Annotated in this window: 12 protein-coding genes and 2 tRNA genes; 2 read left to right on the top strand and 12 right to left on the bottom strand. The window is 39.4% G+C overall.

The features are described 5' to 3' along the window. Positions 1 to 8: 8 nt before the first annotated feature. The 12 genes from vpsF to EYW48_RS18245 all read right to left on the bottom strand — a co-directional run bounded on the left by vpsF (position 9) and on the right by EYW48_RS18245 (position 16,878). Complete coding sequence (gene vpsF, locus EYW48_RS18300; protein WP_277432808.1) at positions 9 to 1,229, bottom strand: exopolysaccharide biosynthesis protein VpsF; 1,221 nt, start codon at positions 1,227 to 1,229, stop codon at positions 9 to 11. Further along, positions 1,226 to 2,635 carry an exopolysaccharide biosynthesis flippase VpsE gene (gene vpsE / locus EYW48_RS18295; RefSeq protein WP_277432798.1) on the bottom strand — a complete coding sequence of 470 codons (1,410 nt, stop codon included), beginning with the start codon at positions 2,633 to 2,635 and terminating at the stop codon, positions 1,226 to 1,228. Before vpsE ends, vpsF begins: the two co-directional genes overlap by 4 nt. Next, positions 2,632 to 3,789 (bottom strand): VpsD family glycosyltransferase, encoded by a 1,158-nt coding sequence (locus EYW48_RS18290; protein WP_277432797.1) that lies wholly within the window; start codon positions 3,787 to 3,789, stop codon positions 2,632 to 2,634. Before EYW48_RS18290 ends, vpsE begins: the two co-directional genes overlap by 4 nt. A gap of 189 nt (positions 3,790 to 3,978) precedes the next feature. Continuing rightward, positions 3,979 to 5,037 (bottom strand): glycosyltransferase family 2 protein, encoded by a 1,059-nt coding sequence (locus EYW48_RS18285; RefSeq protein WP_277432796.1) that lies wholly within the window; start codon positions 5,035 to 5,037, stop codon positions 3,979 to 3,981. 51 nt (positions 5,038 to 5,088) lie between these two features. Next, a complete protein-coding gene (locus tag EYW48_RS18280) occupies positions 5,089 to 6,207 on the bottom strand; it encodes a polysaccharide pyruvyl transferase family protein (protein WP_277432795.1) in 1,119 nt (372 codons plus the stop codon). Positions 6,208 to 6,401: 194 nt separating this feature from the next. Further along, a complete protein-coding gene (locus EYW48_RS18275) occupies positions 6,402 to 7,427 on the bottom strand; it encodes a nitroreductase family protein (protein WP_277432794.1) in 1,026 nt (341 codons plus the stop codon). Between the two features lie 24 nt (positions 7,428 to 7,451). Further along, on the bottom strand, positions 7,452 to 8,969 hold the full coding sequence (locus EYW48_RS18270) for a hypothetical protein (protein ID WP_277432793.1): 1,518 nt from the start codon (positions 8,967 to 8,969) through the stop codon (positions 7,452 to 7,454). Positions 8,970 to 9,205: 236 nt separating this feature from the next. Next, positions 9,206 to 10,447: a UDP-N-acetyl-D-mannosamine dehydrogenase VpsB gene (gene vpsB / locus EYW48_RS18265; RefSeq protein WP_277432792.1), complete on the bottom strand. Its 1,242-nt coding sequence runs from the start codon at positions 10,445 to 10,447 to the stop codon at positions 9,206 to 9,208. A 17-nt stretch (positions 10,448 to 10,464) separates the two neighbouring features. Then, positions 10,465 to 11,583 (bottom strand): UDP-N-acetylglucosamine 2-epimerase (non-hydrolyzing), encoded by a 1,119-nt coding sequence (gene wecB / locus EYW48_RS18260; protein ID WP_274681785.1) that lies wholly within the window; start codon positions 11,581 to 11,583, stop codon positions 10,465 to 10,467. Positions 11,584 to 11,866: 283 nt separating this feature from the next. After that, the gene (locus EYW48_RS18255) at positions 11,867 to 12,379 is read right to left on the bottom strand and encodes a low molecular weight protein-tyrosine-phosphatase (protein WP_261917101.1); all 513 of its coding nucleotides are present in this window, start codon (positions 12,377 to 12,379) and stop codon (positions 11,867 to 11,869) included. A 327-nt stretch (positions 12,380 to 12,706) separates the two neighbouring features. Next, positions 12,707 to 15,817: a vibriobactin export RND transporter permease subunit VexH gene (gene vexH, locus EYW48_RS18250; protein WP_171980439.1), complete on the bottom strand. Its 3,111-nt coding sequence runs from the start codon at positions 15,815 to 15,817 to the stop codon at positions 12,707 to 12,709. Next, on the bottom strand, positions 15,817 to 16,878 hold the full coding sequence (locus EYW48_RS18245) for an efflux RND transporter periplasmic adaptor subunit (protein WP_176314110.1): 1,062 nt from the start codon (positions 16,876 to 16,878) through the stop codon (positions 15,817 to 15,819). The genes vexH and EYW48_RS18245 overlap by 1 nt, the downstream gene beginning before the upstream one ends. A gap of 325 nt (positions 16,879 to 17,203) precedes the next feature. On the opposite strand from EYW48_RS18245, the gene EYW48_RS18240 reads away from it, so the two are divergent. Both EYW48_RS18240 and EYW48_RS18235 read left to right on the top strand, forming a co-directional pair. Beyond that, positions 17,204 to 17,288 (top strand) — tRNA-Tyr (locus tag EYW48_RS18240). A gap of 80 nt (positions 17,289 to 17,368) precedes the next feature. Next, positions 17,369 to 17,453: transfer RNA gene (locus tag EYW48_RS18235), tRNA-Tyr, on the top strand. The last annotated feature ends 24 nt before the right edge of the window (positions 17,454 to 17,477 follow it).

The raw sequence follows: 17,477 nt of genomic DNA, 5'->3' as shown, positions 1-17,477 counted from the left end.
CTTATCTCCTATCGGTTATTATTCGCCAACTGACTATTGGGTGAGCGATAATGACAAACTAAAACCACTATCAATAACATCAGCGCTGATGTTTTGACTGTTAAGGCATTATTAGTTACTGATATCAACATAAAACTAAGTAAAGCAATTTTTGATAACCATTCTTGCCTGTAAACCAATGCCAAGGGGACGAGAAAAGTAGCAAATAGCAAACCTATACAACCCAATATTCCGAAGTTCAGTACCCAACCGATTAAATAGTTTTCCACTACGTTAATTCCAATATAAAAGGCTATATCATTGAGCAATCCATGAGATGCCCCAAATATCCATTCCGATGCCGACAACTGTTCGAGTAGAATAAATACATCCAGTCGCGCTTCAGCACTAGGATCTATATATAACTTAGAGAGAATGCGTTCACCAATCGGGCTTAAGACCAAAATCAAGATGAGAGCGATCACAGAGAAATAGATCAAAGCTTGAAGATAAGCGAACTTCAATTTGGAATAACGTATTCCTTTACCTAGAAAAGCCCGCAGCTGAGGTAGTACTATCAATATATTTCCCAATAAAAAAACACCTAGTGCAGAGCGCCCGCCAAAAGCAAATAGAGCCAATACCACGACAGAGATATAAACTGCGATGGGGATTCGAGTATAACGCATCAACAACGGAGTTAAGGCCGCAGTAATTAATGCATTGTTAAGAGAGTGCGCTAAAAATGCTGTAGATCTAAAAATAAAAATACTCTCAAATGGAGGGGCAATAATGTTCTTCCCAAGAAGAATTTCAATAATAGCGACACAAGAATTGAGAAATAAAAGATACGCGAGCAAAGTCAGTAATCGATGTTTAGAAGACTCGGATAAACGATATATCAAAGGAACCAGTAATAAAGGAATGAAGATAGTATCGATAAGATAAGCTAATCCCGAAGTACCAAAACGCATGAAACCATACAAAATGACAATAAGCATAGATATGATAGAAACCCACCAAACTTTTTTAAGTTCTTGTAATGGGCTCAATAAATTTAAAAAACCAAAGCGCAATACAGAAAGAACAAAAATACCCATGCTGAGATAGGAATAAAGATGGATCTTAACTAACGGACTTCCTCCTTCTGAAACATACTGAATCCCCATACTCTCAAGAAAATAGGCACCAAGCATGAATGCGCTAAGTACAATGAGAGCCATCCATCTAACCAAATTATGCCCACTCAATTTAGCCTCCACAAATCAAATAAGCGTTGACGAATCCCAAAAGCATTCAAAAGCAATAAGCTCAGTCCATACAGTGCAACTGAAGAGAATATGTAAAAGCCCAATGTTAATAGTGGATTTATCGTAAGCGGGAGCATTTTGATCTCATACAAATAAAACCACATGACTAGCGCAGAAATCAGAGCCTTGATACCATCGCTCCCTATTGAATAGCGATATCCAGCACACAATGAACTGATAAAAGAGAGTAAAGCCACTAAACTACTCACGATGAGCAAAGTCAGCGCTGCACCAACCACACCATACTGAGGCAACATGATCGGTAAAAGTAATAAGCTTAGGCCCAGTCCTATCACAGAAATCCAAAGCAATTTACCTGTCTGTAATAAAAACTGTAAACCATGGTCCAGATAGTGAGCTTTAAAATTGATCAAATAGACTGCCAATGCGAGCACCCAAAATAGCGCTTGTGAATTAATCAAATACTGCTCTCCTAATAAGAGCATAATTATCTCTTCTTGGAGAAAACCTAAACCAAGGAGAGCAGGAAACGTCAGAGTGAGTAGTAAGTCAAGATAGGTTTGATGCTGACGTAAAAGTGTTGGTCGATCCTCTGTACATTTGGCCAAATTGGGGTAAAGCGGCACTGATATCACCATAAAAACCAAACTCATGACCCCCATCAACAAGTTAGCTTGTGCTGCATAAATACCAGTTTCATTCATCCCACTAAAATGAGCAATAAACAATCGGTCGATGCGACCACCGAGCACGCTGACTCCACCCGCCACCATGATAGGGAGACCATAGCTAAATAAACGAGTTAACATTCCACTATGCCACTTGGGTTGACTCGGGAAGCCAAGCACAAAAGCGCCAACCCCGTAGCTGGTGGTTAATGCAAACAGTGCGGACTCCATGGTAGCAGACAAAGAAAGTAACAACAGAGAGAATATAACGGCAGACACTGACTGCAAAAAAATAGCTTGACGATAAACAATCAGCCGATCGTTTAACCGACTGAATTCTAATTGATATTGAAACAGCGACTTCACAAACAACAGCGCACACAGCACCAATGACAGTTCCCAACTCAATTGCTGATAGATGAACAAGGTTATGGTGATGGCCGCAAAGCCAAGCAAAGATCCGATCATGACCATCAATGAAATAGATTGAACGAGTTGCTCTTGTTCTTGAACCGAACACGAAGGATAAAGGCGTAACATTGAGGTGTTGATCCACTGAGTACTAAAGGCCCGCACCAGTTCTAAAACCACCAAAACCACCGCTAGCACACCATAGCTTTTTAGGGTAAGAAAACGCGTTTGAATCGCAATCAATACAAAAACACTTAAAGCAGAAAATACCTGAATAGGAGCATATTTTAGTAAACTGGTAATCACCCCATCACCTCGTCATATAAAGACTGGTATTTTTCAATAACGCCTTTCGATGAAAAATGACTGCATAAATACTCCTGAGCTTTCTCAACATCACGATGAAGAATGGAATCGATCGAACGAGCTATATTATGTGACTGCGCCTTTGAGAAAAAAGTCACACCTAGTTTAGTGAATGTATCTTTTCTTTCGCCTAAAATTCCAACGGGTGTAGCAATCAGAGGTAGTCCTGCTGCCAACATTTCCAAAGGAGCCAAACCAAATGTTTCTTGATCGGATAAGAAAACACCAATATCAGCATCTTGGTACTGCTGAGCTATTTCTTTTTGATTCAATTTACCAAGGAACAATACATTTTCTGACAATTGCCATTGTTCAATTAGCTGTTCAAGTTCAGAGAAATAAGTAGGGTCAACACTAGGGCCGATTACACTTAATGTTACGTTTCTTCCTAAAAGTTTTATTTCTCTTAATAAAGATAAAATCAGATCCACACGTTTACGACGAGAAATAAGTGCGCAAGTTACTAATTTAACTTCATCTTCCGGTGCCCTAATCTTTTTTTTCTTTCGTAAGGAAATATACCCTAAATCTATGGGGTTACCAATTACATGTACCCGTTTTTCTGTATCCTTTTTTACAGCATCAAACAGTTCTTTTCCTACACAAGTAAAAATGTCTGCAGAAAATTCACTGACAAATGGGACAATTTTTTCATATAAAAAATCATTGCCAACAGATACTGGTTTTCGCGCAATTTTTCGATATGAATGAAGCGTTAGTATGTTCTTAGTTCGGCTACCTAATCTCATCATCCAACTATTCATGTGAGCATGCACTATGTCAGGCTTATAGAGTGATATCTGCTCTCTTACTCGTAGCCATCCTGTTACTATTCCGGGTAACGGTAATCCCAGGCGCGATTCATTGGCAGGTGCAAAGATTACTTCTACCTGCTTCGAGAGAATAATAGGTTGGCCCGTAAACTGCTCTTGATTATTTGGATCAAAAGCCAAGACACGGTAGCGGTATCTTACCGTTTGAGTTTTAGAAGCTAACTCTCGAACCAACATCTGACATACTGAATCAATACCACCCGCATTTTTTTCTCCCCAGTTCAAGGTAGAAATCGGCATGATAAGCAAAATTTTCTTCATTAGTTAATGATTCCAAATAAATTAGATAAGAACGGCCTTAAATATGAACAGGATTACAAGATAAAAATTATCCATATCCATTCGTACTGCCTGGAATAAATTAATAATTTTCAGTTATAGATTAACGATAAGAAGGTGAATCGAAATTAGCATCGAATACTATTAATGCACTAAAGTCATGTTTTTTTTTCAAATAGGACGGTTACATAGATTTACAGGCATTATCCGTTTAATAAAAAACTTAACACTAAAAAAACACTTAACCCATATTGTTGCGAGAGAATAACAACTTAAGTTTGCTAGAAGCATTCCTATTTTTATTTGTACAGGAATTTCAGAACGAAGTATATATGGATTTGTTTCCAAATATAATTGCCAGGTTTCTTTGCTTACATCATCCCACTCACAATAAATCAAATATGACTTAATCTTAATCTTAAACCTCATAAAATCGTCAGTCATCTCATTACATGGAATTATTCTAGAAATATAACCAACAGCTTCTAATGCATCTCTTTTTTTGGATTCACTCCTTCCTTTCGTCAAAGAGTTAATATTTTCTTGATTATAATTATACAAGCAAAATGGTATATAGGAAACTAAGTTACTAGCTTTAAAACATTTGGCAATGTATATGTAATCCTCTAAAAAATTAACCCCCTCAATAAATACATCTCCAACTTCATTTATAATTTTCCGACTAACCAATTTATTAACAGTAAAGCCTCTCTGTCTATCATTCAATAATTGCCTTAAGCACTCCTCGCCTGTTTTTTCCGCTGGCATATGAACTTGAACATTCTTCATTTTAAATACAGATGTATAATCACACACAACTATATCAGCATTATCTTCAATAGCTTTACGATACATACTTTCAAGCCAGTTGAGTTCAACCCAATCATCGCTATCGAGGTGGATTACGTATTCACCATTAGCAAGTTTCATACCTTGGGCTCGAGTTTTCGCAACTCCTCGGTTCTCACGACTGACCAGTTTTATCAACTTCTGTCGAGCAGGGTAACGAGCAATCACCTGCTCAATAATAGCAAGTGAATTATCTTTTGAACCATCATCGATGATAATAATTTCCACATCATCAAGTGTTTGCTCCATCAAGCTAACAATAGCACGCTCAACATACTGTTCAGTATTATAGACGGGAACAATAACAGAAACCTTGAGCTTTTTTAGCGCTGATAAGGTTTCACATGGTTGCACAGGATTTAATGTTGTTGTATTTGACATACGTCTAATGCTCACTCTATTTGGGCATAATATTCATAGATGGATTATTTTTCATTTAGATTCGCTAAGTACTCGCTTTAAAAAATGTTGGGCAAATTGTTGCTTAGTCACCTTAAGCCGATTCACCTTGGAATAATCAATCGAAGCATTGATTAGTTCATCGGTTAATTGATCATGGTCAAAAATCAAACGCTCTGTCAAATTGAACATATTCAATATAGATGTGAAACGCGCTAAGCCACGGCCATGATTACCAATAGCGATAAAGGATTTGTTGAAAATAATTGAAAAAACAACGCCATGGAAGGAATCGGTAACAACATATTCAGCATCCATAAAACCTCGTAGCCATTGGGTAACAGGGGGATAAATACCATTATTTACAGGCATAACAGTAAAGGGGCATAAGTTGCATTTGCTAGCAACAGTCTGGATTATCTTCTGTTTTTCTAGTGACTTATCAAGCACGTAGACCATCATATTACCATCGCTAAGTGGAGTGTTATATTGATCCACCAATTGGCAATAGTCTTCTTTATCTAATAGTAAAGTAGGATCAATTACATGCTCAGCAACAACATCAAAATGCTTCTTACACAAATCGACTGCACTATCCTCACGAACACCGACAGCATCAAATTTTTTTAGTAATAAAGAATATTCAATTAACTGCTCTGGGTTAAACTCATCACAATTATCTACTCCAAAAGATGCAGCATAGGCAATTCGTTTTACCTTATCACTTTTATTTAAGAATGATAAAAAATATGCTGATATTCCAGGTGAGTATGTAGGTCTCCATACCTGATCACTTCCAACAACATAAGCATCGAATTGGTATTTCTTTATATAGTCAAATTCACCCTCTGAATAAATTCTTTGAGTCGTGCGAATTTTTTCAGCTGTAAAACGGTTGGTATGCTGGCCAATTTCTCGTTTTTGTTTATTCGTTAACGGGAAAATACTTTTCATTGGGCGGCGTAAAATATATTTACGGATAATATTGCCAATGATTTTTTTTATACCAAAATAACGAGGTTTGTAATGCATAGAAAAATCCACGGTCAAAACATCATGACCTTGGTTTTTTAGATAATTCTGCAGTGCGAAAGCTTGAAGAAGCCCCCCGTAATTATTATGTAGCGGCTGAGTAAGAATTGCTATTTTCATTTGGTTAACACCTTTTTGAGTCTACGAATTATTGTGCGTTGATAGTGGTTGATTTTGGTAAAAAACTTCGACCACATCTGATCTTAACTTTTTAAATAGCTTTGCAGTGCAAAAGCTTGCAACAATCTGCCGTAGTTATTGTGCAGCGGCTGAGTGAGGATAGCGATTTTCATTTTACTTACTCTTACGGAAAATTAAATTTTAACTAAAACTTCATTCAACTCACGGCGCTGTGAAAGCGTTACTCTAAATTCTTCCTTAGCAATACCAATTGGCACAACACAAATAATTTTTTCTGACTCAGGCAAATCAACAACCCCGGCAAGCTGCTTTTCTTCTTGAATTAACTTACCCCAATTGGCAGGACAATTAGCAATTTTATAAAAATGTAAGGCATACAACATGTTCATCAAAAACATGCCACCATCTATATAAAATTGATTACGCTCACCGATTGTATAAAAATAGTTACGGTCAACAGTTAACAACAGTACTTGATTGATATTTTTGGTATAACCACTTAAACCACCTTGAATAGTTAACAGCTTGTCTATACGTACTTTATCTTCGAGTAAGTAGACTTTGCATGCTTGACGGTTGCAAACTGAAGGCGTGTTCAGAGCTAGTGTAATTGCCTGTTCAACGAGATCATTCGGCACTAGTTCACCAGTATATTCACGCACACTTTTTCTAGAATGAGAAAAGGTTAAAAAATCGCCAGCGATAGACGCATAAAAATCATCTCTGTGATAATCAATTGCACCTTTAAATTTGGTGGTGTATGCATTATCTAAATCTTTTTTATAACTTTCGTACTGAGCTTTTGTATAGTAGTCACTAATATCCACATCTAGTTTTTGGTGTAGCTCATAATATTCACACATGACCTGGTAAGCGACACGAATTTGTGAACGACTTATATTATTCCTTATGATATCTAGGGCAAGGATTGGATGTAAATTTAAAATTCGCTGCAGAGCAAACCTTGGCTTAGTTTTTTTAAATAACAAGCCTTTTTCTACCGAATGATAATAAAGGATGAGCTGGCACTCTTTTTTCTGGAGCCCATCTTGCTCAAAAACAGTAGAATGTGTTAAATACAACTTAAAATCTTTAATAAAATTTGATAATAACAACAAAAATTTACGCACATGCGCAATTTTTTTTACGCCACCAGCACCAAGCATTTTTTTTACAACAGCTTTGATTGTACTTTTCAAACTACACTCCAGTACACATAAAATTTAAAATAAATTTTTAATTCGCGCTTTAACAAAGTCACGCTCGAATGTCTCGAGGCCCAGCATATATATAGCTGTAGCGGTGAATACTACAATCAAAGTCGACATAAGAATAAAATCAACAATAAGATTGCCAGTGTTCAACGCCATCAAGTTAAGTGGTAAAAATGTTGACAATACAACAAATATAGATTTACAAAGAACCTTACTTACAAATTGAGTAACATTAAGATTAATCAGCTCTTTTAAAAGAACAAACCTAAACAACAATGCCATTATTGATGTTCCTATAGAGACATAAAATACTGTATGAGCACTTCCACCATTTGATAAAAATAAATAAGATAAAGGTAGGTTAAGCAATAAAACCCCACCAATAATAGCTTGATAGCGCTTTATATTTCCCGTAGCTTGCGCCGATGCCATTAAACTACCCGACAAACTGTTTATCAACGCATCTACTAAAATTAACTGACAAAATAACACTGCATGTACAGGCGGATTAATCAGCCACAATGTTAAAACAGTTTCAGTTTGCAATAAAATAGGTAAAGCCAAAGAATACAACAAAAAGAATGTATATTTAGAGCATCCCATTATTAACTGATGCATATATACATGATTATCACTGGCATAAGACTTAACTATTTGCGGATTAATAGACATCTGTAAACTGGTGACAAAACCGGTTATAGCACTACTTACTTGAAAAGCAATTGCTCGTGCAGCATTTACTGTTGCACCAAAAAACAAATTTAGTAAAATATTAACTCCTTGGTTAGTTGCCACCGCTGCCAAATTACCAAACAAATTCCAACCAGTATAACTAAACAGTATTTTAAATAACTCTGTATTCCAATACCAACTAAAGCGTGCCACTGAGAACTGACACCGAGCATATACATAATAACACCCGAGAATCACTGAGCTAACAAAAGCCAGAAGCAGCGCGTAAAATTGCAAATTATCACCTTCGTGTGCAGCCAAAAAGAACACGACCACTAGCTTTAGTATTACATCAACAATGCTGATATAGGCAAAAGCGCTCATCTTTTCATGTGCAATGATAACTGCGTTATACGGCACAGCTAAAATGGTGCAACAAAAAGAAAAAAGAGCGCAATGGAATACCCAATTAGCCGCCACTAAACGTGCAGCAGGGATCACCAACTGGTTATTAATAAACCAAAGACCCAACGTTTGAGCCAAAAAAACCACAATAAAGATAATCAGCCAGTGAATATTGAGGCTCATTTTAAATATATTATGCAGTTGTTGGGTGTCATTTTTACCTAGCTCAAAAGCAAAAAAACGCTGGGTAGCCGACGACATAGCACCACTTAAAAATGCCATCATTATCACAACCCCACCAACCACGTTATAAATACCGAAATCTTCGACCCCTAGAGTATTGAGCACCACCCTTGACGTATAAAGAGTTACACTTAAGCTTAAAATCATACGGAAATAAAGAAATAAGCTGTTTTTAATAATGCGGTTAGTGCTATTAGTATTGGTCATTCCGTGCCTTGAACGTGATGTAACTAAACCTTAGAAAATTTTTGATTTAGCGGGGTAATATTCTATTGGAAAGTCAGAATGAGATTAAGAAACCACTTACCCAATAACGATGCGCGTTAATGACTTTTGATTTTCTTTTCCTCATTCCATATTTACGTTTTCCTACATACGGAAATTTGAAAACAATGTACTGCGTAGATGCTAAACTTTCACCAAGCACCCAAGGTGAACTGAACTCATGCCACAACACCTCTAGTATCAATCACGACTTTCTTAGCAAATGCCGTTTTATCTGCTTCTTTAAAATCTCGGTGATCAACCAGCACCACGACGATATTGGCTAACTCTAAAGCACGCTCTAGCGAGACTAGTTCAACATCATGTTCTGCTAACTTTCCTGGTAATTGGTGGATATTTGGCTCTACCGCTAGAATTTGTCCAATATTATCTTGTGCTAAATGCAAAGTGATGTCTAAAGCTGGGCTCTCACGTAAATCATCAATATCGGCTTTAAAGGCCAAACCTAAGCAGGCAATGACTGGTTTTTTGAACTGATCTGCGGCTTGTTTTACCTGATCAACGACCCAGTGTGGTTTACCATCATTAACATGACGAGCAGCAGCAATCAGTTTTGCTTCTTCTGGGCAGCTGTTAACAATAAACCAAGGGTCAACTGCAATACAGTGCCCGCCAACACCTGGTCCTGGGTTTAATATGTTGACCCGAGGGTGGCGGTTGGCCAATTTAATTAATTCCCAAACATTGATTTTTAATTTCTCACAAATAAGGGAAAGTTCGTTCGCGAATGCAATATTGACGTCGCGAAAGGAGTTTTCTGTTAATTTCGCCATCTCCGCCGTACGAGAGTTGCTGATGATGCATTCGCCTTTAACAAAGGTTTTATACAGAGCCATCGCTTTCTCGCTACAAGATTTACTCATGCCACCAATCACTCGATCATTACTGACTAATTCTTGTAGTACATAACCCGGTAAAACTCGCTCTGGGCAATGCGCTACCTTAATGTCAGCCGTGTCACCTTTATGCTGTGGGAAAGTTAAATCAGGACGAGCCTCTGCTAGCCATGCGGAAAGCTTTTCTGTCGCACCGACAGGGGAAGTACTTTCCAATACCACCAAGTTGCCTTTTTCCAGAACTGGTGCAATCGCTTTGGCCGCGGCTTCTATATAGCTAAGATCAGGCTCGTGATTATCACCTTTGAATGGGGTTGGAACCGCGACCATAAATGCATCGGCTGGCTCTGGTGTTGTGGTCGCTTTTAGTTTACCTGTCATGACCGCACTGCGAACCACGATATCTAGATCGGGTTCAACAATGTGAATTTCACCTTTGTTGATGGTATCAACTGCGTGTTGATTAACGTCGACACCAATAACTTCAATACCACGAGAAGCAATAACAGCAGCTGTTGGTAAACCGATATAACCCAGACCAATTACTGATACTTTATTAAACATCTTATTTCCTTAAATCTTTATTGTGCTAAAACGTCTGCAATACGCTGACAGGCTTGGCCATCACCGTATGGATTATGTGCTTGGCTCATCAATTGGTAAGCATCTTGATCTAAGAGCAACTTACTCAATTCATCGCAAATCAGCTGAGTATTGGTTCCCACCAATTTCACCGTACCCGCGCTCACAGCCTCTGGTCTTTCGGTGGTATCTCGCATCACAAGTACTGGTTTACCCAGTGATGGCGCTTCTTCTTGAATGCCGCCGGAATCGGTTAAGATGATGTGAGCTCGGTCCATCAGATAAACAAATGGTAGATACTGTTGCGGTTCGATTAAGAATATATTGTCGACACCACGTAATAGGCGGTTGACTGGCTCTTGAACATTAGGGTTGAGGTGTACAGGATAGAGAATTTGGCTATCTGGATGCTTCTTCGCAGTAGTAAGCAATGCTTCACAAATACGCTCAAAGCCATCACCAAAACTTTCACGACGGTGGCCTGTCACGAGGATCAATTTTTTCTCTTTATCCAGCATTGGAAAATGGTGTTCTAAAGTTGCTTTGAGATCGGCTTCACTGTGAATTTTATTTCTAATCATAAACAGTGCATCGATGACGGTATTACCTGTGATATAGATATTCTCGTCAGCGTAATTTTCATCTAATAGGTTTTGTTTTGACGTTTCTGTCGGTGCAAAGTGATATTGAGTTAACGAGCCTGTTAATTTTCGATTTGCTTCTTCTGGCCAAGGAGAATAAATATTTCCGGTACGCAAACCCGCTTCAACATGCCCAACCGCAATTTGTTGATAATAGCTGGCTAGTGATGTAGCAAAAGTTGTCGCTGTATCACCGTGAACCAACACTACATCCGGTTGAAACTCTTTTAGCACACCTTCCATACCGACTAAAATTTTGGTGGTAACTGTGGTTAGCGTCTGACCTGGTTCCATAATATTGAGGTCAAAATCTGGCGTGACTTCAAATAAATCGAGCACCTGATCAAGCATTTCTCTGTGCTGCCCCGTGACACAAACTTTTGTTTCAAAACGCTCATCTTGCTTTAACTGATGGACCAATGGCGCCATTTTTATAGCTTCAGGTCTTGTACCAAATGCAATTAGAATTTTTTTCACTTTCTCTATTTCCTATAATTAAAGCCAAGAGACATTTTAGAACCAGGTTCAATGCCACTTCTTTGTAAACCCAACTGATTGATGGTGATTTTAAGCACGCTACCGCCACTAGATGTCGCCTCTAGACTGCGTCTTTAAACCCATTATTTTTAATAAACTGGCCTTATATAAGGCGCAAAAAAACCTATTCCCATACGCTCTGCATGGAAAGTAATTCATTTTGTAAAGCCGCTACTGCTTTATATGTTGGGGAGTAAAAATATTATCTGAAATATAAAATCCGCTATGTTGTTACACAAAGCCGCATCTCACTTTCCTTGAATTGATCGTACTTGGAAATATACTCAATGATGTCTTGAGCCCCGCTATCTATAAGTTCAAGAACTTGCTCAAACTTACGAACATTTCCTTGATAAGGATCTGGAATTTCGGTGACACCAATATGACTATGCGCTAAAAAGAGGGAAAGTTTGTATCGATATTCTGCCGGGCAAATATCAACAAGATCCGCTAGGTTTGCTTTATCACTGGCAAAGATGAAATCAAATTTCTCGAAATCCTCGACGCAGACTTGTCGAGCTCGCATGCCAGACATAACCAAGCCTCGCTGATTTGCCACGAAAACAGCTTTAGGATCAGGTGCTTTGCCAACTTGAAAGTTAACCGTACCGGCACTCTCTACGGTTAAATCGATTCCGCATTGTTGTGCTTTTTGGCGTAAAACAGCTTCAGCAAGGGGAGAACGGCATATATTACCCATGCATACTATGAGAATAGAGCGTCTTTTATTGTCCATGATGTTTACTGATGCATTCACTTCAATGTGTCACTATTGGTTTATGTTTGAAAGCGATGAGTAGAGTATCTCAAGATGGCAATAAATGGGTGTCTCAAAAATGAGCCTACCTTTAATTAAACCAAGGATGTATTTCAGAATAGTCATTTCATTATTTTGATGGATTATTTACATAATCATCAACTAGTTGAAATATCGATTATAGTTACAGGTATATTAGCGAAAGCTATAGGATTACTGCGCTGAAAATAGAATGTCGAAAGTTGTAATCATTAACCATTTTAAAGACAAAAAAAGAGCCTGCGTTATACAGGCTCAACATATTTATTAGTGGATACTTCTTGTTTTGATATCTTGAGAAAGTTCTTTATTCAACTCAGCTTCAACATGGCCAGGTGACTGGGTCGATGCGGAGATCAATCGGTACATTGCTGGTATCACAAACAGTGTCACTAAAGTAGCGAAACCCATTCCAAATAGAATAACTGTCCCGACAGCAACTCGGCTTTCATAGCCAGCACCAGTAGAGATAATTAAAGGAATAGAACCTGCTAAAGTAGTAAAAGCAGTCATCATAATCGGTCTTAAACGACGTGCAGATGCATCGATGATCGCTTTTTCAAACTCTACCCCTTTATCACGCAGTTGGTTAGCAAACTCCACAATCAATATTCCGTTTTTAGTGACCATACCAATCAGCATGATCATCCCAATTTGACTATAGATATTCATACCTTGGTTCATAATGAACAGGCCAAGAAAACCACCAAATACCCCCATCGGAACGGTTAGCATCACAACCAAAGGGTTAATAAAGCTTTCAAACTGCGCTGCTAGCACTAAGTAAGCCACCAGCAATGCCAGTGCGAAGACAATGGCAACGCTCGATTGATTCTCTTTATAGTCTTTGGATTCTCCCGAATAACTAATTGAAATATCACTTGGTAGTATTTCTACTGCTTTTTGATCGAGGAAATCTAGTGCCTCACCTAGCGTATAACCGTCTAATAAGTTAGCGGTTATCGTGACCGACTTCTGCTTGTTGTAGTGCGCAAGACGAATGGATGATGCGACTTCTTCTATTTTAGTAACAGCATCTAAGGTGACCAATTCACCCGATGCCGTTCGCATGTATATTTGACTTAGATCCGAGGCATTATTAAAACTATTTTCATCACCACGTAAATAGACGTCATACTCTTCACCACGCTCAACAAAGGTAGTTTCATTTTTACCTCCGAGCATCACTTCCAAGGTATCGGAAATATCAGCAACACTAATACCTAGCTCCGCCGCACGCTGCTTATCAACCGTTACCACAAGCTCTGGTGTTTTCTCGGAGTAATTAATATCCGCGCCTTCCATATAAGGCGAATTTTCGGCTTCGACTTCTAACAACTCAGCCCATTTTTTAAGCTCTGGGTAATCTGACCCACCCAGCACAAATTGAACAGGTTCGCTCGAACCACCTCGGAAACCAGGCATAAATGGAAAAACACGCACGTCTGGGATACCAGCCAGTGATTTTCTCACCTCACCTAGTGCTTGCTGTGCTGTAAGGCTGCGCTGATCCCAATCATCCAAAATCATGATCACAAAACCCGTTTGGTCACCAGCATTACCACCAAAGGCGGGAGATTGAATACTGAAAGATTTTAAAAAACCTTGACCAAGCAGCGGCATTAAACGCTCTTCAACCAAATCCATATTGGCAGACATTCGGTTATAACTGGTCGCATCCGCTCCACGTACAAAAGCAAAAATAACACCACGGTCTTCTGACGGAGTTAACTGCGATGGTACTTTTTGCATTAAGACATAACTGCCGCCAATACAGGCCAAAATCACTATTGGGGCGACCCATTTCCAATTTATCGCCACACGTAATGCGGATTTATAGCCACCTTCTAAGTGCCCGAAAAGACGATCAACAAATTGGTTAAAACGATTTGGTTTTACGTTTACTTTTAGAATCTTACTGCCCAACACTGGTGTTAATGTCAAAGCAATCAGCGACGAGAAAATAACCGACATCGCAAGCAATACCGAAAATTCGGTGAAGAGTAATCCGACCATTCCGTCCATAAACGAAATAGGCAAGAACACCATCACTAATACTAATGTTGTCGCAATAACGGCAAACCCTACTTCACGAGTCCCTTTATAGGCTGCTAACAGAGGTTTTTCACCATTTTCGATATGGTGGAAGATATTTTCGACTACCACGATCGCATCATCAACTACCAAACCAATCGATAAAATCAACGCCATCAAGGTTATCAAGTTGATTGAGAAACCAAAGTAGTATGCCGCAATAAAAGAAGAAATAAGTGAAACTGGTACAGTCACCGCTGGAATTAAGGTCGCGCGGACTTGCCCAATAAAAATATAGAGCACGAGGATAACCAAGCCACCGGTAATAAAAAGCGTGCTATAAACCTCAGATATTGAACGCTCAATAAAAACAGTTGAATCGTAATCGATCGCGAGACGAGTACCTTTGGGTAAAAACTGCTGAATATCATCCACTTCTTTGTGGACACGCTGAGCAACCTCTAAAGGGTTCGCATCAGACTGAGCCACAATCCCCATACTCACGTTCACCACACCATCACTTTTGAAAGTGGAGTTTTCGTTCTCGGCACCAATAAACACATCCGCCACATCTTTTAGATAGATAGGAGTATTATCACTGGAACGCTTAACAACTAAGTACTCAAAGTCTTGCGCGGTTTTGTAAGAGCGAGCGGTTCTGACTGACATCACCGTCGAATCATTACGAACTTCCCCCCCTGGGCTTTCAATATTCTCACTGCGCAGTGCACTCGATATATCGGAAGTCGTCACGCCACGACCAGCCATCAGTTCAGGCTTGAGCTTAACGTACATCACCTTATACAAACCACCAGACACATCAACCGAGCTCACGCCAGAAATCAGACTGAAACGGTCAATCAATACTCGTTCTATATAGTCGGTTAGCTGAGTACGATCCATTTCTGAAGAACTAAGGTTGATGTATAAAGACGCTTCACCTGAACCATTATTCTTATAGACGGTAGGATCATCGGCTTCATCGGGTAGTGAACGTTGCGCCCTTGCGACCGCATCACGAATATCGCTGACACCAGTATTAAGATCATATCCCAGCTCAAACGTTACAGTAATACGAGACATACCATTGCGCGTCGTTGACTCAATCTCATCAATGCCGCTAATGCCTGCTAATTGATCTTCAAGTACCGAGGTAATTTGGCTTTCAATGATGGTGGCCGATGCACCTTCATAACGGGTACTGATAGAAACCACGGGGCTTTCAATATCCGGCATTTCTCGTACCGAGAGCTTGGAGAATGAAACAATACCAAACACACACAGCAACAAACTTAAAACAACAGCAGCAACGGGGCGTTTTACAGAAACATCAGACAACCACATTATTTGTCACCTTTCGCTACTGGCGTGCCATCGGTATTAACTTCCATCACGCTGACCCCATTACGCATGTTAACAATACCTTGTACAACAATTTTATCGCCAATCTGTAAGCCTTTATCAATCACCACTTGGTTTTCAATACGTGCCCCTAACCACACTTCTGTACGTTGCGCTTTATTCTCTTGATCAACAACGTAGACGTAGCGCTTAGTACCCGAGTATTCGAGAGCTTGTACCGGAATGATCGGTGCTTCGATAGCAGGGAAATCCAATTTTGCAGACAAAAGCATGCCAGGTTTAAGTTGACGCTCTTGATTTGCAAAGTGGATTCGAACGCGTAAATTCAATGTTTCACTGTTGATTCTTGAATCCACACCAACCACTTTGCCTTCAAAGGTTTTATCTGGCCATGCATTACTTTTAGCTGTTACCTGCATATTTTTATGAATCATCGACAAATAACGTTCAGGTACCAAAATATCGAGCTGCATAATGGAAAGGTTATCCAAGGTAATTAATTCTGTTCCGGCACTGACCATTTTACCCAAACTGAAATCCACAAACCCGACGGTGCCACTAAAAGGAGCCTCAATATGTAAGTCTTTTAAATTGGCATTGGCAGCATCGAGCCGCGCTTGAGCAATTTCCACACTCGCTTTTTGAGCGTCAATTTCCGTTTGTGTAATGGCATTGCGAGAAACAAGGCGTTCAAACTCTTTGAGCTTACGCTGTTCATCTTTCAAATACGCTTTCGCTTCTGAAACCGCGGCTTTCGCTTTGTCATCATTCAATTGGATTAATAGCTGACCTTTTTTGACCTCTTGGTTCGCTTTAATCGCAATACTATCAACCTTACCTGACACTTCAGACGAGATGATCACCGACTGCTCGGCTTGTAACTTACCAATTAAAGATAGTGATTGAGACACTTGATGAGTCGCCACTTGTTCGGTAACGACAGCGACCGCTTGTGCTTTCTTAGGTGCTTGCGCTGCCAATGCAGTTTGAGGTGCAGCCAACAAAGCGATAATAATCAATGAGAGAACGGACGTATTTTTCATGTTTTTATTCAATAGTTAGAGACTGAGGGTATTGTAACGACTTATACGGTATTCAAACGTCAAGGAGTGTAAATCTGATCAAATAAGTGCTATCTACATCATGATTTGAGTATTCAACACACAGCACATATGCTGTTTTAGATAGCTTTCTGTTGCTAAAACCACTCATTACGCGCTTCTTTGTCCAAAAAGGCAGCATTCGATTCGAAATCATAAGAAAAAGTCTTTACACAAAGAGCGAGTTTGCTATGATGCGCTCCGCACTTGAGCAATGCGTTGGGAAAACGTTGTTTAAGTATGCTTTAAGAGCATAAAAAATACCCCTGGAGGGGTTCCCGAGTGGCCAAAGGGAGCAGACTGTAAATCTGCCGGCTCCGCCTTCGATGGTTCGAATCCGTCCCCCTCCACCATATTCTCTCGTAAGAGAAACCTTAATTGAATCGTTGGGAAAACTTCAATTGAGCCTATTTTTAGAATAGGAAAACACCCTGGAGGGGTTCCCGAGTGGCCAAAGGGAGCAGACTGTAAATCTGCCGGCTCCGCCTTCGATGGTTCGAATCCGTCCCCCTCCACCATATTCTCTCGTAAGAGAAACCTTG

The sequence above is a fragment of the Vibrio sp. 1180_3 genome (genome assembly GCF_029478545.1).
Lineage (GTDB): Bacteria > Pseudomonadota > Gammaproteobacteria > Enterobacterales > Vibrionaceae > Vibrio > Vibrio aestuarianus.
The sequence above is the reverse complement of the archived record's forward strand: the minus strand, read 5'-3'. Positions and strand labels throughout refer to the sequence as shown.